19 protein-coding genes and 1 tRNA gene are annotated in these 19,382 nt (G+C 66.6%); 13 read left to right on the forward strand and 7 right to left on the reverse strand.

Going from position 1 to position 19,382, the window contains the following annotated elements; genetic code table 11:
* Positions 1-89: 89 nt before the first annotated feature.
* The 7 genes from SH584_RS05660 to SH584_RS05690 all read left to right on the forward strand — a co-directional run bounded on the left by SH584_RS05660 (position 90) and on the right by SH584_RS05690 (position 6,147).
* Entirely contained in the window at positions 90-671 is a 582-nt protein-coding gene (locus SH584_RS05660; protein ID WP_324809251.1) for a L,D-transpeptidase family protein, read from the forward strand.
* A 40-nt stretch (positions 672-711) separates the two neighbouring features.
* A complete protein-coding gene (locus SH584_RS05665; protein ID WP_322842148.1) occupies positions 712-1,203 on the forward strand; it encodes a DUF2721 domain-containing protein in 492 nt (163 codons plus the stop codon).
* A 69-nt stretch (positions 1,204-1,272) separates the two neighbouring features.
* Positions 1,273-2,250, forward strand: a complete 978-nt coding sequence (glpX, locus tag SH584_RS05670) for a class II fructose-bisphosphatase (RefSeq protein ID WP_324809253.1) — start codon at positions 1,273-1,275, stop codon at positions 2,248-2,250.
* 39 nt (positions 2,251-2,289) lie between these two features.
* The gene (locus SH584_RS05675; RefSeq protein WP_324809255.1) at positions 2,290-2,775 is read left to right on the forward strand and encodes a PH domain-containing protein; all 486 of its coding nucleotides are present in this window, start codon (positions 2,290-2,292) and stop codon (positions 2,773-2,775) included.
* The gene (locus SH584_RS05680; RefSeq protein ID WP_324809256.1) at positions 2,772-4,274 is read left to right on the forward strand and encodes a PH domain-containing protein; all 1,503 of its coding nucleotides are present in this window, start codon (positions 2,772-2,774) and stop codon (positions 4,272-4,274) included. The genes SH584_RS05675 and SH584_RS05680 overlap by 4 nt, the downstream gene beginning before the upstream one ends.
* On the forward strand, positions 4,271-6,028 hold the full coding sequence (gene recJ / locus SH584_RS05685) for a single-stranded-DNA-specific exonuclease RecJ (protein WP_324809258.1): 1,758 nt from the start codon (positions 4,271-4,273) through the stop codon (positions 6,026-6,028). The genes SH584_RS05680 and recJ overlap by 4 nt, the downstream gene beginning before the upstream one ends.
* Before the next feature lie 44 nt (positions 6,029-6,072).
* Positions 6,073-6,147: transfer RNA gene (locus SH584_RS05690), tRNA-Glu, on the forward strand.
* A 54-nt stretch (positions 6,148-6,201) separates the two neighbouring features.
* Here SH584_RS05690 and fghA read toward each other — a convergent pair.
* The 4 genes from fghA to SH584_RS05710 form a co-directional block, all read right to left on the reverse strand.
* Positions 6,202-7,050, reverse strand: a complete 849-nt coding sequence (gene fghA, locus SH584_RS05695) for an S-formylglutathione hydrolase (RefSeq protein WP_416385156.1) — start codon at positions 7,048-7,050, stop codon at positions 6,202-6,204.
* A complete protein-coding gene (locus SH584_RS05700) occupies positions 7,047-7,418 on the reverse strand; it encodes a VOC family protein (protein ID WP_324809259.1) in 372 nt (123 codons plus the stop codon). Before SH584_RS05700 ends, fghA begins: the two co-directional genes overlap by 4 nt.
* A gap of 23 nt (positions 7,419-7,441) precedes the next feature.
* Positions 7,442-8,548, reverse strand: coding sequence for an S-(hydroxymethyl)glutathione dehydrogenase/class III alcohol dehydrogenase (locus SH584_RS05705; RefSeq protein ID WP_324809490.1), 1,107 nt, complete (start codon positions 8,546-8,548; stop codon positions 7,442-7,444).
* A 67-nt stretch (positions 8,549-8,615) separates the two neighbouring features.
* Positions 8,616-9,431, reverse strand: coding sequence for a class I SAM-dependent methyltransferase (locus tag SH584_RS05710; protein WP_324809261.1), 816 nt, complete (start codon positions 9,429-9,431; stop codon positions 8,616-8,618).
* A gap of 127 nt (positions 9,432-9,558) precedes the next feature.
* On the opposite strand from SH584_RS05710, the gene SH584_RS05715 reads away from it, so the two are divergent.
* Genes SH584_RS05715 through SH584_RS05735 form a run of 5 tightly spaced genes read left to right on the forward strand, consistent with a single transcriptional unit; the run spans position 9,559 to position 14,212 of the window.
* Positions 9,559-10,320: an SDR family NAD(P)-dependent oxidoreductase gene (locus SH584_RS05715; RefSeq protein ID WP_324809263.1), complete on the forward strand. Its 762-nt coding sequence runs from the start codon at positions 9,559-9,561 to the stop codon at positions 10,318-10,320.
* Positions 10,317-11,126, forward strand: coding sequence for an enoyl-CoA hydratase family protein (locus SH584_RS05720; protein WP_324809265.1), 810 nt, complete (start codon positions 10,317-10,319; stop codon positions 11,124-11,126). The genes SH584_RS05715 and SH584_RS05720 overlap by 4 nt, the downstream gene beginning before the upstream one ends.
* Positions 11,119-12,252 carry an acyl-CoA dehydrogenase family protein gene (locus SH584_RS05725; protein ID WP_324809267.1) on the forward strand — a complete coding sequence of 378 codons (1,134 nt, stop codon included), beginning with the start codon at positions 11,119-11,121 and terminating at the stop codon, positions 12,250-12,252. Before SH584_RS05720 ends, SH584_RS05725 begins: the two co-directional genes overlap by 8 nt.
* Positions 12,249-12,641 carry a RidA family protein gene (locus SH584_RS05730; RefSeq protein ID WP_322842138.1) on the forward strand — a complete coding sequence of 131 codons (393 nt, stop codon included), beginning with the start codon at positions 12,249-12,251 and terminating at the stop codon, positions 12,639-12,641. The genes SH584_RS05725 and SH584_RS05730 overlap by 4 nt, the downstream gene beginning before the upstream one ends.
* On the forward strand, positions 12,641-14,212 hold the full coding sequence (locus SH584_RS05735; protein WP_324809268.1) for an AMP-binding protein: 1,572 nt from the start codon (positions 12,641-12,643) through the stop codon (positions 14,210-14,212). Before SH584_RS05730 ends, SH584_RS05735 begins: the two co-directional genes overlap by 1 nt.
* On the opposite strand, the gene SH584_RS05740 is transcribed toward SH584_RS05735, so the two are convergent.
* Positions 14,209-14,748 (reverse strand): Crp/Fnr family transcriptional regulator, encoded by a 540-nt coding sequence (locus SH584_RS05740; RefSeq protein WP_324809269.1) that lies wholly within the window; start codon positions 14,746-14,748, stop codon positions 14,209-14,211. The genes SH584_RS05735 and SH584_RS05740 overlap by 4 nt on opposite strands.
* A 300-nt stretch (positions 14,749-15,048) precedes the next feature.
* Here SH584_RS05740 and SH584_RS05745 point away from each other — a divergent pair, with 300 nt between their 5' ends.
* On the forward strand, positions 15,049-16,890 hold the full coding sequence (locus SH584_RS05745) for a YadA family autotransporter adhesin (RefSeq protein ID WP_324809271.1): 1,842 nt from the start codon (positions 15,049-15,051) through the stop codon (positions 16,888-16,890).
* Between the two features lie 41 nt (positions 16,891-16,931).
* Here the strand turns inward: SH584_RS05745 and SH584_RS05750 are convergent, their stop codons facing one another.
* Positions 16,932-17,363: a nuclear transport factor 2 family protein gene (locus SH584_RS05750; RefSeq protein ID WP_322842134.1), complete on the reverse strand. Its 432-nt coding sequence runs from the start codon at positions 17,361-17,363 to the stop codon at positions 16,932-16,934.
* A 1-nt stretch (position 17,364) separates the two neighbouring features.
* The gene (locus SH584_RS05755) at positions 17,365-19,362 is read right to left on the reverse strand and encodes an acetyl/propionyl/methylcrotonyl-CoA carboxylase subunit alpha (RefSeq protein ID WP_324809273.1); all 1,998 of its coding nucleotides are present in this window, start codon (positions 19,360-19,362) and stop codon (positions 17,365-17,367) included.
* Positions 19,363-19,382: the final 20 nt, after the last annotated feature.

A 19,382-nucleotide genomic window follows, 5' to 3' on the forward strand; every position in this document is an offset into this window, starting at 1 on the left:
GCCAGTCGCTATTAACGGCAAGTCGATTGCCGACCGGCGATCCATCGTGCATCGAACGGGCTTGCGATGTGGTGGGTTGGGGCGAACAAATGATCCGATTTTTCAAGGCACTGACCGTTGCCGCGGCGATCTCGCTGGCCGCATGTTCGACCACGCCTCCACCACCTCCCGCGCCGATCGCGCAGGCGCCGAGGACCTACGGCCCGCCGACCAACTACGAATGGACCAACGGCTTCTCCGCGACCGGCTATGAGGCGATGCACGCCATGCTTGGCCGCACCAACCTGCGTCCCGGCGAGTTCCACTGGGCGCAGAGCATTCCGGCAGAGGGCGAGGTCGCGATCACCGTCGACATCGCCAACCAGGTCGCCTTCGTGTTCAAGGGATCGCAACTGATCGGCGTGACCAACGTGTCGACCGGCAAGAAGGGGCACCCGACTCCGCTCGGCTTCTGGACGATCAACTTCAAGCGCGAGAAATATTTCAGCCGCAAGTACGACAACGCGCCGATGCCGTGGATGCAGAACATCGACGACAAGGGCATCGCCTTCCACGGCGGAAACACCCCTGGCTATCCGGCCAGCCATGGCTGCATCCGCTTGCCGATGCCCTTTGCCAAGCAGCTGTTCACGCTGACCAAGAAGGGCAACAAGGTCGTCATCGAGGGCTGACGCTCTCGCATATTTGGCGCGAAGACGGCATAGCGGTGCGATGACTGTTCCACCGCTGCTGCCGCCCACGCCCGAACTGACGCACCTGGCGCAGATCATCCAGCTTGCGGTCGCGCCGGTGTTCCTGCTGGCAGGGCTTGGCGCCTTCCTCAACGTCTGCGTCGGCCGTCTCGCCCGGATCGTCGATCGCGCCCGCGGGCTCGAGCCGCGCATCTTTGCCAGCCGCGGCGTGGAGCATGACCGCCTGCTCGGCGAAGTCCGGATTCTCGACAAGCGGATCCGCGTCGTCAACGCGGCCATCTTCAGCTCGGTGCTTGCCGCGCTACTGATCTCCGCCGTGGTCGTCCTGCTGTTCGTCGCCTTCCTCACCGGCAGCCGGGTGGGGACCGCCATCGCGTTGCTATTCATCGCCTCGATGATCTGCACCGCCTCGGGCTTCGCGATCTTCCTTCACGAAACGCGGCTCGGAACGCGCTCGGTCCGGATCGGCAGCCACGTGCTCGAACATGAAGCCGAAGAGGACCGCGTGTGAACGCGGCGGTTGCGCGCGGACGGTGCTGACCCTATCGGCGGGGCACATCCTTTCCCCTCCGGAGTTCCCATGGTCAGTGCCAGCAACGTCCTCGATCGCGTCCTTGTCCTCGAGATGGTGCGCGTCACCGAAGCCGCCGCCATTGCCGCCTCGACGCTGATCGGGCGCGGCGACGAAAAGGCCGCCGACGCCGCCGCGGTCGAAGCGATGCGGGCTGCGCTCAACGAACTGCCGATGGACGGCACCGTCGTCATCGGCGAAGGCGAACGCGACGAGGCCCCGATGCTCTACATCGGCGAAAAGGTCGGATCGGCGCAGGGCGACGGTCCCGGGATCGACATCGCGCTCGACCCGCTGGAAGGCACCACCATCACCGCCAAGGCCGGCCCCAACGCACTCGCCGTGCTGGCGATCGCCGAGAAGGGCGGCCTGCTTAATGCCCCCGATGTCTACATGGACAAGATCGCGATCGGGCCAGGTTATCCCGCGGGCACGATCAGCCTCGACAAGTCGCCGACCGACAACGTGCGCGCGCTCGCCGCCGCGAAGAACGTCCGTCCGGGCGACATCATCGCCTGCGTGCTCGACCGTCCCCGTCATTCCGACCTGATCGCGGAGCTTCGCGCGCTGGGCTGCGGCATCATGCTGATCCCCGACGGCGACGTCGCGGGCGTGATTGCCACCACCGATCCCGAAACCACGGTCGACATCTACCTCGGCACCGGCGGGGCGCCTGAAGGCGTACTGGCGGCAGCGGCGCTTCGCTGCGTCGGCGGGCAGATGCAGGGCCGCCTCGTCTTCCGCAACGACGACGAGCGCCAACGCGCCGTGCGTTGGGGCATCGAAGACCTCGACCGCATCTATTCGATGGAAGACATGGCCAAGGGCGATTGCATCTTCGCCGCGACCGGCGTGACCGACGGATCGCTTCTGAAGGGCGTGAAGCGCCGCAAGAACGGCCTGATGACCACCGAAAGCATCGTCATGCGGGCAAGCTCCGGCACAGTCCGGCGCGTGTCGGCGGAACATCGCCAGGGCGTCGCCTGATCCCCTTGCGGGACGGCGGACGCACTGTACTATGCGCGCATGACAGTTGACCCCGTCGCCGGTGCGCTCCACCCGGTCGAGCCTGCTTATCGCAACGTGCTGCGCACCCGCGCCGCGTTGTTCTGGGTGCCGATCTTCGTCGGTGCGCTCGCCGTCCGGCTGACGGCGCTGGAGGAGTTCGCGTCGGCGGACATCCTCCCCGTCGTCATTGGACTGATCGGGCTCAGCGGGATCACCATTGCACCCAACCGGGTCTATCGCCGGCTTGGCTATGCCATCGACGGCGGGCTGCTTCGCGTGGTTCGCGGATGGCTGTTCCATGTCGACACCGTTGTCCCGTTCGTTCGGGTCCAGCACATCGACGTGAAGCGCGGGCCGATGGACAAGCTGTTCGGCACCGCCAGCCTGGTGGTTCACACCGCCGGCACGCACAACAGCATCGTCACCCTGCCCGGCCTGTCGCCGACCCGCGCCGCCGACATTCGCGACGACATCCGCGCCGATATCCGTAGCGACGCCGAGTGAGCGAAGCCGCCGCCCTTCCCGTCGACCGCGCCGCGCTCGGGCCGCCCGAGCGGCTCCATCCGCTGTTCCTGCTGACCGGGCTTGGCAAGGCATTCAAGGGCGCGTGGGGCATGATCGCGGGCGGCGCCGTGCTGGCGGCGCAAGGCTATTGGTGGACCGTCCTCGCCTTGGCCGTCGGGATGCCGCTCTATTCACTGATCGCGCTGTACCTGAGGTGGCGCAGACTTGAGTATCGCGTCGGCGCCGACGAACTGCGGATCGACAGCGGCCTTCTCTCGCGCACCAGCCGCGCAATTCCGTTCGACCGGGTCACCGACGTCGACCTGGAGCAAGGTCCCGTCCACCGCCTGTTCGGGCTTGCCCGCGTCCGGTTCGAAACCGGCGCATCGGCCGGCGCGGCGGCCGAGGACGGGGTTCTCGACACCATTTCGCTCGAGCGAGCGGAGGCGCTGCGCGACTTCATCCGCGCGCGCCGCAGGGGCCACGCCGTATCGCCGACCGCCGTACTGGCCGAGGTTCCGGCCGAGGTCGAATCGCCGGTCTTTGCGATGGACAGCAAGCGCGTGCTGACCGCAGGCCTGTTCAACTTCTCGCTGGCGGTGCTGGCCGGCCTGTTCGGTGTCACCCAGACCTTTGGCGACGTGCTGGGGTTCGACCCGTTCAAGCGCACTTTCTGGCTGATGGTCGCCGACCGCGCGGGACCACTGCGCGACGTGATCATGGCGCATCAGATCGTGGCGATCATCGGCGGCGCCATCCTGCTCATTGCGCTGGGAGTCGCGACGGGCACGATCCGCACCGTCCTTCGCGAGCATGGCTTCAGGCTCGATCGCACCGTCAACGGTCTCCGGCGGCGTCGTGGCTTGCTGACGCTCACCGACGTCACGATTCCGGCGCGGCGAGTGCAGGCGGCGATCCTCGCGACCGGCCCGATCCGCCGCCGCTTCGGCTGGCGCGTCCTCAAACTGCAAAGCCTCGCCATGGACGGCGGCAAGGGCGACCATGTCGTCGCCCCCCTGGCGCGTGAAGAAGAGGCCAGCGAAGTGCTTCACTCGCTCGACTGGCCGATCGCCCCGGCCGAAGGGCTTTGGCACCGAGTATCGAGCGCGCACGTCACGGCCTTTGCGGTGATGATGGCGCCTGCGATCGCCGTCGCGGTCGTCGCGGCGATCCTGCTCCAGCCCCTCATTCTCATCGCCATCCTCGGCGCCGGCATCGCGATCCTCGTTCGCTGGCTCGAATGGCGCCGGACGCGCTTCTCCTTGTCGGACGGCGTCCTGTTCGTCGAAACCGGATGGTGGCAGCAGCGGCGGCGGATCCTTCCCTTGCGCAAGATCCAGAGCGTCGACATCGCCGAGAGCGGCTGGTCGCGCCTGTTCGGCTTCTGCACCCTGCGATTGGGTGTCGCGGGCGGCGGCGGCTTTTCGGGCCATGAGATTCCCTCACTCCCCCGCAGCGGTGCCATCGAGCTTCGCCATCGACTGCTGGCCAAGGCATGAGCGAGGCGTTCGTCTGCGGCGTGTCCGCCGGCCTGTCGGGCCGTCCCTGGCGCTGGCGCCGTGCGGGCGGCGACGAGCTTGGCCGCGACCTGACCGACCAGTTGCTGCTCGCGCGCGGCGTCGAGGAATCCGACCTTCCCCGCCACCGCGCGCCGACCCTGCGCGAATTTCTGCCTGACCCGTCGGTCTTCGCCGACATGGACCAGGCCGCGGTGCGGATCGCCGACGCGGTCGAGGCCGGGGAGAAAATCGCGATCTTCGGCGACTATGACGTCGATGGCGCGACCTCATCGGCATTGTTGATGCTGCTCCTTCGCCGGCTCGGCAACGATCCGATGGTCTACATCCCCGACCGCCTGATGGAGGGCTACGGCCCATCCGGCGCGGCGCTGGTCGAACTGAAAGCGCGCGGGGCATCGCTGATCGTCACGGTCGATTGCGGCGCGCAGGCGTTCGATGCGCTCGACCAAGCCGCGGCAGCCGGCCTGGAAGTCATCGTGTGCGACCACCACCAGTGCGCCGCCCGCCTGCCGACCGCGCATTCGGTCATCAATCCGAACCGCCTTGACGAAAGCGAGACCGGGGCCGCGCACGGGCACCTTGCCGCCGTCGGCATGGCCTTCCTGCTCGGTGTCGCACTCCTTCGCGAGCTTCGCCGCCGCGGCCGCTTCGTCGGCGACGTGCCCGAACCCAAGATCATCGACCTGCTCGACATCGTCGCGCTTGGCACCGTCGCCGACGTCGCCAAGCTGCGCACGCTCAACCGCGCCTTCGTGACCCAGGGCCTCAAGGTCATGGGCCAGCGTCGGAACATCGGCCTCGCCGCGCTGGCCGAGGCGGCGCGGCTGGTGAAGGCACCGACCAGCCGCGACCTCGGCTTTGCACTCGGCCCCCGGATCAACGCCGGCGGTCGCGTCGGCAAATCCGACCTTGGGGTCCGCCTGCTCACCGCCACCGAGCCCGAGGAAGCGCGGGAAATCGCTGCCGAGCTCGACCGGCTCAATGAGGAGCGCCGAGCGATCGAGATGGTCGTACTCGACCAGGCGACGCAGGCCGCCGAAGCGCAGGCCGACCAGCCGATCGTGCTGGTGTCGGGCGCGGGTTGGCACCCCGGAGTTATCGGCATCGTCGCCAGCCGTCTGAAGGAACGGTTCGATCGCCCTGCACTGGTCATTGCCGAGGAAGACAGGGGTATCGGCAAAGGGTCGGGCCGATCGATTCCCGGCGTCGACCTTGGCGCGGCGGTGCTGGCCGCCAAAGACGAGGGATTGCTCGTCGCGGGCGGTGGCCATGCGATGGCGGCGGGACTGACCGTCGCCCCGGGCGGAATTGCTGCGCTCCGCGATTATCTGGTCCAGCGCATCGCCGCCGACGTCGAGGTGGCTCGGGCGAATCGCTCGCTTCAGTTGGACGCGCTGCTTGCCCCCGGCGGCGTCGCCGGCAATTTGTGTGACGCGCTCGATGCCGGGGGGCCGTACGGCGCGGGCTGGCCATCGCCACGTGTTGCCGCTGGACCGGCGCGACTGATGCGCACTGGCATCGTCGGCAACGGCCATGTTCGCGCGATTGCAGTCGGCGATGACGGCAAGTCGTTCAAGCTGATCGCCTTCCGCGCCGCCGACACCCCGCTGGGCCAGGCGCTCCTGTCATCGTCTCCCGACCAGCGCTGGTGGCTGGCCGGATCGATCAAGCGCGACGAGTGGAACGGGGGCAATGCCGCAGAAATGCACCTCGACGACGCCGCACCGGCTTGACCCCTGCGCGCCCATCGCCTAACCGCGCGGCGCACCACTAACGTGGCCCCTTCGTCTAGCGGTTAGGACGCGGCCCTTTCACGGCTGAAACACGGGTTCGATTCCCGTAGGGGTCACCAAAAACCCGTCATGCCGGGGGCATGACGAGATTTTGGTGACAAATTTCTCAGCCTTCATCGCCGCAGCCGCTCCGCGTGCCAGCGAACGTGATCGGCCATGAAGGTCGAGATGAAATAATAGCTGTGGTCGTAGCCCGCATGGCAGCGCAAGGTCAGGTCGATCCCCGCTTTGCGGCATGCCGCTTCCAATAGCTCCGGCTTTAGCTCGCGCTCGAGAAACGGATCGGCCTCGCCGACATCGACGAGGATTTCCGGGAAGCGTGCGCCGTCCTCGATCAACGCGACCGCATCGTGCGAGCGCCAATCGTTGCGGACCGGCCCCAGATAGTTCGATAGTGCCTTTTCCCCCCACGGCACCTGGCCCGGCGCGACGATCGGCGCAAAGGCCGATACACTGCGGAACCGGTCGGGATGGCGCAGCGCCACCGTTAGCGCGCCGTGGCCGCCCATCGAATGGCCGGTGATCGCCTGCCGCGCTGGGTCGATCGGGAAGTGATCAGCGACCAGCGCGGGCAGTTCCTGCGTGACGTAAGACCACATGCGATAGTTGGCTGCCCATGGCTCCTGAGTCGCATCGACGTAGAAGCCCGCACCCAGGCCGAAGTCCCACGCGCCTTCGGGATCGTCGGGAACGCCGTCGCCGCGCGGGCTCGTGTCGGGCGCGACGAAGATGATCCCCGCTTCCGCACAGGCCGCGCGATACTCGCCCTTGTCGGTAACGTTGGCGTGGGTGCAGGTCAGCCCCGACAGATACCAAAGCACCGGCATCGGCTCGCCGTTTTCGGGCTGGGACGGCACGAACACCGAAAAGGTCATGTCAGTGCCGGTCACGGCGGAGGCGTGGCGATAGACGCCCTGCACCCCGCCATGGCTCAGCGCTTCGCTGACGGTCTCAATGCTCATTGCTGCGGGCGATGAAGTCCGCACAGCTTGTTGCCGTCGGGATCGCGCAGATAGGCGAGGTAGAGCGATCCGAACGCGTTCGACCGAAGTCCGGGCGGGTCCTCGATCGCGGTGCCGCCGGCGGCGATGCCGCGCTGGTGCCAGGCATCGACTTCCTCGGGCGTGTCGAAGTGGAAGCCGATCGTCGAGCCGTTGCCATGGGTAGCCACACCGCCGTCGATCGGGTTGGTGACCATGAACACGCTGCCCTTGCGGCCGTAGGACAAACGGCCCTTGTCGTCCTGGCGACCTTCCTTTTCGAACAGGCCGTCGTAGAATTTCTTCGATCGTTCGAGGTCGTTCGATCCGACCATCATGTGACTGTACATGGCACCCTCTCCTTATCGTTGAATCAGTAGACGACGACGCTGCGGATGCTCTCACCCGAGTGCATCAGGTCGAACCCCTTGTTGATCTCGTCGAGCGTCAGGACGTGCGTGATCATCGGGTCGATCTCGATCTTGCCCTTCAGATACCAGTCGACGATTTTCGGCACGTCGGTGCGCCCCTTCGCTCCGCCGAATGCGGTGCCACGCCAGTTGCGGCCGGTGACCAGCTGAAACGGGCGCGTGGCGATTTCCTTGCCCGCTTCGGCGACGCCGATGATGATGCTGGTGCCCCAGCCGCGGTGGCAGCATTCGAGCGCCTGCCGCATCACGTCGGTGTTGCCGGTGCAGTCGAAGCTGTAGTCGGCACCGCCGTCGAGCAACTCGACCAGCTTGGCGACGACGTCGGGCACCAACTTCGGATTGACGAAATCGGTCATGCCGAAGCGGCGGCCCCACTCCTCCTTGTCGGCGTTGATATCGACCCCGACGATGCGGTCCGCACCCGCCATCCGCGCGCCCTGGATGACGTTGAGGCCGATCCCGCCCAGCCCGAACACCACGACATTGTCGCCCGGCGCGACCTTGGCGGTGTTGACCACCGCGCCAACGCCGGTGGTGACGCCGCAGCCGATGTAGCAGGCCTTGTCGAACGGGGCCGCTGGATCGATCTTCGCGACAGCGATCTCGGGCAGGACGGTGAAGTTCGAAAAGGTCGAGCAGCCCATGTAATGGAATACCGGCTGCCCCTTGTAGGAGAAGCGGGTGGTGCCGTCGGGCATCAGGCCCTTGCCCTGCGTTGCGCGGATCGCGGTGCACAGGTTGGTCTTGCCGCTGAGGCACGACTTACATTGGCGGCATTCGGGCGTGTACAGCGGGATGACGTGATCGCCCGGGACGACCGAGGTGACGCCGGCGCCGACTTCGCGAACGATGCCTGCGCCCTCGTGGCCGAGCACGCTGGGGAAGATGCCTTCGCTGTCGAACCCGTCGAGCGTGTAGGCGTCGGTGTGGCAAATGCCGGTCGCCATGATCTCGACCAGCACTTCGCCGGCCTTGGGTCCTTCAAGGTCGAGTTCGACGATTTCGAGCGGCTTCTTGGCTTCGAAGGCAACGGCGGCGCGGGTCTTCATCATGGCTCCTTTAGGCTGGCCCCGCCTGTTGCCACGCCGGACCCGCCCGGCCAAGCCGCCTTGTCGCTCATTCGGGCTTGCGCACCGTCACCCGCAGAAACGCCGCGGGAATTTCGGTCCGTTCGTCTCCGCCCTGGTTCTGATCGTTGAAGAGCGCCGCCAGTTCCTCGCGATACAGGTCGGCGCGCCCATCCTTTTCGGCGGCCTCGAGCGCGTTCATCGTCGGGCCGTAATAATCGAGGAAACGCCCGAGCAGCGCAGAGGGCGGCTCGTCCAGCCGGAACGTAAAGGTGTCGCGCTCGCAGGTGATGTGATCGTCGGGAATGCCGGCGGCGGCGAAGCGTTCGCGCACGATGGCCTCCTGTCCCCACAGCATCGGACTGACGAAGCCTTCGGGCGGCGGCGGCGAGAAGGCCGCGCTGGTCCTTAGAATTTGCGCCACGAGTGTCGGGTCTCCCGGGATCCAGTTGCCCATGACGATCGTGCCGCCGGGCTGCGTCACCCGCACCATTTCGCGCGCGACATCGTCGGGTCGCGGGGCGAACATCGCGCCGAAAACGGTAACGACGTGATCGAAGCGACCGTCCTCGACGCCCGCCAGATCGCTCGCGTCGCCTTCCTCGAAACGGATATTCACAAGGCCTGCTGCTTCGGCCCGGCGCCTGCCCGCCTCGACCAAGTTCGCGGCGATGTCGATTCCGGTGACATCGGCACCTCGTTCCGCCGCGGGGATCGCGGTCGTGCCGTCGCCGCAGCCAAGGTCGAGAACCTTTTCGCCCGGCGTTACGCCGATCCGGTCGACCAGTTCGCTTCCGCTCTGCCGCATGCAATCGGCGATTCGCGTGAAGTCGCCCTTCTCCCACAGTGCCTTGTTGGGGTTCATGCCGTTCTCTCCCGCCAGGATTAACGCCACTACACCGCCCGCTCATACCATCCTTTGCAGGCCGGGTCTTGCCGGTTGCCTCGCTGCCCGTGCTCGGCCAAGCTGCGCGTCAAAAGGGGATGCGAGAATGGGTTGGGCAACGGGACGCCACGCGCTGATTACCGGGGGCGGGACCGGCATCGGCGCCGCCGCTGCGCGAATGCTGGCCAAGGAGGGCGCCAAGCTGTCGCTGCTCGGTCGCCGCGAGGCGCCGCTGAAGGCGGTCGCGGAGGAAGTCGGCGGCCGCGCCATTCCTTGCGACATGACCGACCGACCGGCGATGGAAGCCGCGTTCGACGCAGCGCGCGAGGCCAACGGCACGTTCGATTTCGTGGTTCTCAACGCCGGGATTGGCGACAGCGCACCCTTTGCGCGCACCAGCCGCGCCAGCTTCGACGCGATCATCGCCACCAACCTGACCGCGGTGTTCGACGGCGCGCAACTGGCGCTCGCCGACCTGCTGGCGGGCGAGGACACTCGGTTGATCGTGGTGGCGTCGGTCGCGGGGCTTAAGGGCGGCGCCTATGCCGCGCCCTACGTCGCGTCGAAGCATGGCGCGGTGGGGCTTGTGCGCAGCCTTGCGCTCGAATTCGCCAAGAGCCCTATGACGGTCAATGCCATCTGCCCGGCGTTTGTCGATACGCCGATGGTCGACGACAGCGCGGAGCGGATCAGCCGGGTCACCAAACGCAGCGTCGACGATTCGCGCGGCGCGCTCGCGGCGCTCAACGCCAACGGTCGGCTGGTCACTGCCGACGAGGTCGCGGCGTCGATCCTTAACCTGTGCCATCCGCTCAGCCGGTCGATCAACGGCGCCTGCGTCACCATCGATGGCGGCACCAGCGCATGAGCTTCGATCCCGTAACCTTTGCCCCCAAGCATTTTGGTTGGCGCTTCGTCGACGGGGTCGCGACGATCACCCTCGATCGGCCTGAGAAGAAGAACCCGCTGACGTTTGACAGCTATGCCGAGCTTCGCGACACCTTCCGCGCGCTCATCGTCACGCCGCAGGTCCGCGTGGTCGTGATCGCTGGCGCGGGTGGCAATTTCTGCTCGGGCGGCGACGTGCACGAAATCATCGGCCCGCTGACCAAGATGGCGATGCCCGAATTGATCGCCTTTACGCGTATGACCGGCGACCTGGTCCGCGCGATGCGTGCCTGCCCCCAACCAATCGTCGCCGCGGTCGAAGGCGTCTGCGCTGGGGCGGGCGCGATCCTTGCGATGGCGAGCGACATCCGTTTTGCCTCGCCAAGTGCGAAGACCGCCTTCCTGTTCACCCGCGTCGGACTGGCCGGCGCCGACATGGGCGCCTGCGCGATCCTGCCGCGCTTGATCGGGCACGGCCGCGCCGCCGAGCTGCTGTTCACCGGCCGAAGCATGAGCGCCGAGGAAGGAGAGCGGTGGGGCTTCTACAGCCGTATCGTCGACGACGTTCACGCCGAAGCGGTCGCAGCCGCAAAATCGATCGCCGGCGGCCCCGCCTTTGCGCATTCGATGACCAAGCGGCAGCTCGACATGGAATGGGCGGTCGCGATCGACACTGCGATCGAGATGGAAGCGCAGGCGCAGGCGATCTGCATGGCCACCAACGACTTCACCCGTGCCTACGACGCCTTCGCCGACCGTCGCACGCCGGAGTTCAAGGGTGACTGACTGGCTCGACTGGCCGTTCTTCGAGGAGCCGCACCGCGGGCTGTCGGAACGGCTCGACGCGTGGTGCAAGGGCCGCGCCTTCCCACACGGCGCTGACATCGACGCCGCCTGCCGCGAATTGGTCGCGGAACTGGGCAAGGCCGACTTTCTGTCGCTGTGCGTCGGCGGCGAACGCACGCCCGACGTTCGCAGCCTTGCCATCGCCCGCGCCACGCTCGCCTATCATTCGGGCCTGGCCGACTTCGCCTTCGCGATGCAGGGACTGGGATCGGGCGCGATCAGCCTTGCCGGCGATGAGGCGCAGAAGGCCGAGTGGCTGCCCAAGGTCGCCAACGGCAGTGCCATCGCGGCCTTCGCGATGACCGAACCCGAGACCGGAAGCGACGCCGCCAATGTCGCCATGACCGCGCGCCATGACGGCAACGGCTATCGGCTGGATGGTGAGAAGACCTACATCTCCAACGGCGGGATCGCCGATCTCTACACCGTCATCGCTCGAACCGGAGAGGCCGAGGGCGCGCGGGGCCTAAGCATGTTCATCGTCCGCGGCGACGACCCCGGCCTGAGCGTCGCCGAACGGATCGAGGTGGTCGCCCCCCACCCGCTCGCGCGCCTTCGCTTCGATGGCGTGCGCGGCGAGTTGATCGGCACATCGGGCGACGGCTTCGGAATCGCGATGCGCACGCTGAACCTGTTCCGGGTGACCGTCGGCGCGGCCGCCCTCGGTTTCGCGCGCCGGGCGCTGGACGAAGCGGTCCGCTTCGCCTCGATGCGCAAGCTCGGCAACGCGACGCTGGCGGACAATGCGGTGACTCAGGACCGGCTTGGCGACATGGCCACCGCGATCGACGCATCGGCGCTGCTGATTGCACGCGCGGGCTGGGCGCAGGATCGCGGCGCCGGGGACAATCGCCGTGCCGCCGCAATGGCCAAGCTTCACGCCACCGAGGAAGCGGGGCGCGTCATCGACTTGGCGGTGCAAATGCACGGCGGTCTTGGGGTCACGGTCGGTGCGACCGTTGAATCGCTCTATCGTGAGATCAGGGCGCTGAGGATCTACGAGGGAGCGAGCGAGGTGCAGCGAATGATCATCGCCCGTGACCTGCTCAAGGAGCGCCGCGCATGAAATCCCTGCTACCCCCCGGTTGGCCCAGGCCCAAGGGCTATTCGAATGGCATGGCGGCGCACGGCCGGTTCGTCGTCACCGCCGGCGTGGTCGGCTGGGACGCCGAGGAGCGGTTCGTGTCGGACACACTCGCCGGGCAGTTCGAGCAGTGCCTCCGCAACATCCTCGCCATTCTCGAATGCGACGGCGCGGAAGCGCGCAACATCGCCCGGCTGACCTGCTACGTCACCTCGATCGACGAATATCTTGCCAGCCTGGCGGAGATCGGCGCCGCATGGAAATCGGTGATCGGCCCGCACTATCCGGCGATGGCGCTGGTCGAGGTAGTGCGGCTCGTCGAGCGTGCGGCGAAAGTGGAGATCGAAGCGACCGCGGTGGTGCCCGAATGATGACCGACAGCTTCGTCCGCGATCGCTTGCCGGGCGCCGAGCAGCTGCCCCATTTCGACCTGCTCGACTATCCCGACCGCCTCAACGCCGCCGCCGAATTGCACAAGGGGGGCGAGCCCGGCGCCCTCGCGGTGGTCAACGATCACGGGCGCTGGACCTATCGAGAGTTGGAAGACTTCAGCGGCCGCATCGCGAGGCTGCTGGTCGACGAGGAAGGGCTGGTCCCCGGCAACCGCGTGCTCCTGCGCGGTCCGAACGGCTATACGATGTTCGCGGCATGGCTCGGGGTCCTTAAGGCCGGAGGAGTCGTCGTGGCGACGATGCCGCTGCTTCGACCGGGCGAGATCGCGACCGTCATCGACCGCGCGCAGATCAGCCATGCGATCGTCGACAGTCGCTTCATCGGCGACTTCCGCGACGCGATGGAGCAGACGCGGCACGTCAAGCATCTGGTCAAATATGACGGCGACTATGGCCATGGCGCGCTCGAGGAGCGCTGCGCGAAGCTGACGCCGCTGCCTCCGGTCGACACCGCGCAGGATGACCCCGCGCTGATCGCCTTCACCAGCGGGACGACCGGCGCGCCGAAGGGCTGCGTCCATTTTCATCGCGATATCCTGAGCCCCTGCGACACGTTCGCGGCGACGCATTTGGCGATGAAGCCCGGCGATATCGTCATGACCTCGGCGCCGATCGCCTTCACCTTTGGGTTGGGTGCAACGCTGCTGTTCCCGCTTCGAGCAGGCGCGGCCACCGCCACGATCGAACAACCCAGCCCGCCCGCGATGCTCGACGCCATCGCGAAGCACGGGGTCACGCACCTTGCCACCGCTCCGACCGCCTACAAGGCGATGCTCGGCCAGCCAACGCTCGACGCCGCGCTGGCTTCGCTCACGACCTGCGTCAGCGCCGGCGAGCACCTTCCCTCGGCGACATGGCAGGCGTGGAAGGATCGTACCGGCATCGCCATCGTCGACGGCATCGGATCGACCGAGATGATGCACATCTTCATCGCGGCAAGCGGCGACGCGATCCAGCCCGGGGCCACCGGCCAAGCCGTCCCCGGCTACACCGCGACCATCCTCGACCCCGACGGCAACGAGCTGGCAGCCGGCGAAGGCCGCCTCGCGGTTCGCGGCCCGACCGGGTGCCGCTACCTCGATGACGAGCGGCAGGCCGATTACGTCCAGAATGGATGGAACGTCACAGGAGACACTTACGAGAAAGATGCCGACGGCTATTTCTGGTACCGTGCCCGGTCCGACGACATGATCGTCAGCTCCGGCTACAACATCGGCGCGCCAGAGGTCGAGAATGCACTCCTCGGCCACCCCGCCGTGGCCGAGTGCGCGGTGATTGGCGTCCCCTGCGTGGAGCGCGGGCAAAAGGTGAAGGCGTTCGTCGTGCTGGCCGATTTTGCCGAGCCCAGCGTGGAATTGACCGACGGACTCAAGGCTTTCGTGAAAGAGCGCATCGCCCCCTACAAATATCCGCGCGAGATCGAGTTCGTCGACTCTCTTCCCAAGACCGCGACGGGGAAGCTTCGTCGCGTGGAGCTTCGGCAGCGCTAACCGAAGCCGACCTTCGCCGGCGCCGCTTCCCTGAAATCCTCGCTGTCGCCGACCGGGCGGTCCTTGCCGAAGCGCCCGATGTGTTGCTGCCAATATTCCTCCGACTGGCCGTAGGAGCCGTCGGCAAGGACCCGGAGCGCCGCGCGGTCGCAGATCGTCACGCAGCCGCGCGACGTGTCGACCATGCCGTCGCTGCGCATCTGGTGGAGGACGTTGGTCGCGGTCGGCCGGTGCGCGCCGGCCATCTGTGCAAGCGTATCGTGCGTCACCATGATGCTGTCGCCCTCGATCCGGTCGTGACACATCAGCAGCCAGCGGGCGAGCCGGGCCGCGACCGAGTTCTGCTCGACGGTCAGGATGTTCGACGCCAGCTGCGTGACGAAGGCGGAACCGGACTTTCGAACCAGCACCCTCGATTCCTTCGACGCCGACAGGATACGGTGAAAGTCCTTCGCCCTGATCCTCCAGCCGCGGAGCGTTCCCACTTGCGCGACGACCATCTTGGGGGCGGACGGAACATAGAGGAGCGCGGACATCGGGAGCATGCTGATGGTTCAACTGCATACCAACGCGGCGTTTACCGGTTGACGCCCAACATTGAAGGATAAGTTAATCCGTTTCCTTCAATGAGGAGAAGCAGCATGTATCGTCATCGCCAAGTAGTTTCGTCCGAAGCCGGCAACTTCTTCAACGGTATTTCGCGCGGCCGGTAGGTCGGGCCCATCGGACGTCTTTCGGCCATTGCGGCCATCGCCTCGACGACTATCCTTTCAACGCCTGCCCAGGCTCAACTGCTTCCTCCCGCTCCCTCGTCCATCGTCAGTGTCTGCTCGGGCGTGAGCCTGCCGCGCTCGACGGTGACGGAGATCATCGACGACGTCGTTCTCGGCATCTACGCGCCGATTGAAACCAACCTGAACTCGACGCTCGGCGTGCTTCGCCTGGCGCCGCTCGGTCTGGTCGGACTTCCTACGAACCTCAGCGTCGATGTGACGACGCTGTTGGCAAATGCCGCGGCGGGTCAGCCGATCACGCTCCAGACGATTGCAAGCGATGGCACCCTCGTCGGCCCCAGCAGCCAGTGCGATGCGGCCGCCGACAGCTTCACGCTCGACAACCCCGCCGGCATCGCCATCGGCGGCAACCGCATCACCGGTCTTGGCGCCACGGGCCAGGAAGCCGTCGCGGGTGAGATCGACTCGATCGCACTAGGCAACCGCGCGTCGACCGCTGCTACCGCACTCGGATCGATCGCGATCGGACCTGACGCGGTTGTCGGAGCGGGCGCGGTCGGATCGATCGCGTTCGGCGACGGCGCGAACGCCACTGCCGCGAACAGCGTTGCACTGGGTGCCGGATCGACCGCAACCCGCGCCAATACCATATCGGTCGGTGCGCCCGGCGGCGAACGGATCATCACGAACGTCGCTGCGGGAACGCAGGGCACCGATGCGGTGAACCTGTCGCAACTCAACGCGGTCGCGGCGGCCATTCCGGCTAATGCGGTCGAGTATGACGACGCGACGCGGACCGTCATCACGCTCGACGGTGCGGGTGGGACGCGGATCACCAACGTGCTTGCCGGCGCGGTTACCGCAACCTCGACCGACGCCGTGAATGGCTCGCAGCTGAATGCCGTTCAGACGCAGGTCGACGGAATCCAGACGCAGGTCGCCGGCAACACCACCGCGATCACCAACCTGCAGACGCAGGTCGGCGGCAACACGACCGCGATCACCAACCTGACAGTGCAGGTCGATGCCACCAACACGGCAATCACCGACCTGTCGATCGCCATCGCCAATGGCGCCATCGGGCCGGTGCAATACAGCAATCCGGGATCCCCCACCGTGCCCAATGGCGGTGTTCCGACCAACGACGTCACACTGGTCGGCGCGGCGCCGGGTCCGGTCGGCCTCCACAACGTCGCCAACGGTGTCATCGCCGCCGGGTCGACCGATGCAGTCAATGGCGGCCAGATTTATGGACTGGCGCTGACGGCGGTGAATGCGGTCCAGTATCAAACCGACGCCGGCGGCAACCGCACCAACACCGTCGTCCTTCAGGGCGGCAACGCGGCGGCGCCGGTGACCATCACCGGCCTGGCACCGGGCGCGCTCAATGCGACGTCGACCGATGCGGTCAACGGGTCGCAACTGTTCGCCACAAACCAGGCGGTCGTCACCGCGCAGGGGACGGCCAACACTGCGCTCGCGCTTGGCCAGAACAGCGTCCAGTATGACAATGCGGCGCGCACCAGCGTAACGCTGGCGCCGGGCGGCGCGGTACCGGTCACGCTGCGCAACGTGGCGGCGGGCACGGCCAACACCGACGGCGTCAACGTCGGTCAGCTGAATGCCGCCACCGGTAATGCGGTCAACATCGCCAATGCCTACACCGACTCGCGGATCGAGGCGCTCGACTTCGACCTTCGCGGCGCTCGTCGCGATGCACGGGCCGGGTCGGCGGCTGCGCTTGCGGCGGCGGGCATGCCCCAGGCAATGGACGCCGGGCGCACGATGGTGGCCGGCGGCGTCGGCACCTATCGCGGGCGCAGCGCGATGGCGATCGGCGCTTCGCACCGTACCGCGAACGGCCAGTCGATCTTCAAGGTCGGCCTGACCTACGACAGCAGCGAAAAGGTCGGAGCGAACGCCGGGGTCGGCTTCCAGTTCTGATCCGGGGCATGGGGAGGGGCAGCGCCCTTCCCCATCGTCCGTCAGCGGCGCCAGAGTTGCAGGGGCCGCACCAGCGCGGGGATTTTCTCGTCGCTCTCCGGCCGCGAGAGCAGCCGCTCCATCATCCGCCACCCGCGGGTAACGGTGGATTTCTGCCACAGGTCGGTAACCCAGACTTCGCCCGACAATTGATGGTCGTCGATCGTCGCTTCAAGCTCCATCCGCGTCGCGAATACTGCCATCCCGCCCACCTTGCGGACATAGATGTCGCCGAAGCGATAGGATGAGCAGAAGATGCGCGTCCGCGCCGCTTCGATCCAGCTGTTCGAATCCAGGATCATGCTCGGCTTGGTCGCGAATACCATCCGGAAATTGCGCGAGGTGAGCGACTTCAGGGCGCGTGTGTCGCCGCCCACCCACGCCCGCATCCAGCGGTTTTCGAGCGTTTCGATGACAGGCAGCAGGTCGGCCATGCTATTCGAACTCGACGATGACCTGGTCGACGGCAAGGCTTTCACCGACGCCTGCCGATACCGACTTCACCGTGCTCGCCTTGGTCGCGCGAAGAATATTCTCCATTTTCATCGCTTCGACCACCGCGACCGGCTGTCCGGGCTCGACCTTGTCGCCCGCCGCGACTTCCAGCCGCGTCAGCAGGCCCGGCATCGGTGCCAGCAGGAAGCGCGACAGGTCGGGCGGCACCTTTTCGATCATGTGGCGGGTGAGGTCTGCGATATGCGGCGCCATCACCGATACGCGATGCGCGGCACCGCGCGTGGTCAACAACCAGTCGCGACCCTTGCGCGCGACTTGCACCACGCGCTTGCGGCCGTCCATGCTGGCGACCAGCAGCGGATCGCCCGGCGCCCAGTCGCCGACGACGTCGATTTCCTCGCCATCGTCGATACTGACGAGGTTGCCTTCGTCATAGGGCGTCACCGTCGCTTCGTAATCGCGGCCCGCAATCCGGACGATTTGGGTCTCCTCGGGGAAGACCGGTTCGCCCAATTGCCCGTCGATCAGCGCGGCGCGCGTGTCGTGGGTCAACTCAACGATCGCGGCCAGCGCGGCAAGGTCGGTCAGCAATTCGTCGTCGGCGGGCGCACCGTGGAAGCCGTCGGGATATTCCTCGGCGATGAAGCCGGTGGTCAGCGCGCCGGCGCGGAAGCGCGGATGCTGGAGAAGCGCGGACAGAAAATCGATGTTGTCCGACAGGCCGTTGATCTGGAACGCGTCGAGCGCCTCGACCTGCGCGTCGATCGCGCCTTCGCGCGTCGGCGCCCAGCTGATCAGCTTGGCGATCATGGGATCGTAGAACATGCTGACCTCGCCGCCCTCGGTCACGCCGTCGTCGACACGAATGCGCGCATCCTCGTCGCTCGACGCTTCGGGCGGCCTGTAGGTCGTCAGGCGCCCGGTGCTGGGCAGGAAGCCGCGATAAGGGTCCTCGGCATAGACTCGGCTTTCGATCGCCCAGCCGTTCAATTTCACATCGTCCTGACCGAACGCCAGTTTCTCGCCGGCAGCGACGCGGATCATCTGCTCGACGAGGTCCAAGCCGGTGATCTCTTCGGTGACAGGATGCTCGACCTGAAGCCGCGTGTTCATTTCCAGAAAGTAGAAGCTGCGGTCGGCGCCGACGATCAGTTCGACCGTCCCCGCCGAATAGTATCCGACCGCCGCCGCCAGCGCGACCGCCTGCTCGCCCATCGCTTTCCGCATCTCGGGCGTGACGAACGGCGACGGCGCTTCCTCGATCACCTTCTGGTGACGCCGCTGGATCGAGCATTCGCGCTCGCCGAGGTAGAGAATCGTGCCATGCTGGTCACCCAGCACCTGAATTTCGATGTGGCGCGGGTCCTCGATGAATTTCTCGATGAACACGCGGTCGTCGCCGAAGCTCGACAGGCCTTCGCGCTTGGTCGCCTCGAAGCCTTCGCGAATATCCTGCTCACTATAGGCAAGCCGCATGCCCTTGCCGCCGCCGCCCGCCGACGCCTTCATCATCACCGGATAGCCGATGTCGGATGCGATCTTCACCGCCTCGTCGGTGTCGGCGATTTCACCCAGGTAGCCCGGCACGACCGACACGCCCGCCTGCTTGGCAAGCTTCTTCGATTCGATCTTGTCGCCCATCGCCGCGATTGCGCGGGGCGGCGGTCCGATGAAGGCGATTCCGGCGTCGGCCAGCGCCTTGGCGAAGCTCTCGCGCTCCGACAGGAAGCCATAGCCCGGATGCACGGCTTCGGCGCCGGTGGCCTTGCACGCATCGATGATCAGCTCGGCCTTGAGGTAGCTTTCCGCCGCCGGCGCGGGGCCAAGGCGAACGCTCTCGTCTGCCAGCCGCACATGCGGGGCGCGCGCGTCGGCGTCGGAATAAACCGCGACCGTCTTGATCCCCATTCTCCGCGCGGTGCGGATGACGCGGCAGGCGATTTCGCCGCGGTTGGCGATCAGGATCTTGGAAAACATGGCGGCTCCGGAAACGGACA

Source organism: Sphingomonas sp. LY29 (assembly GCF_035593985.1).
Lineage (GTDB): Bacteria > Pseudomonadota > Alphaproteobacteria > Sphingomonadales > Sphingomonadaceae > Sphingomicrobium.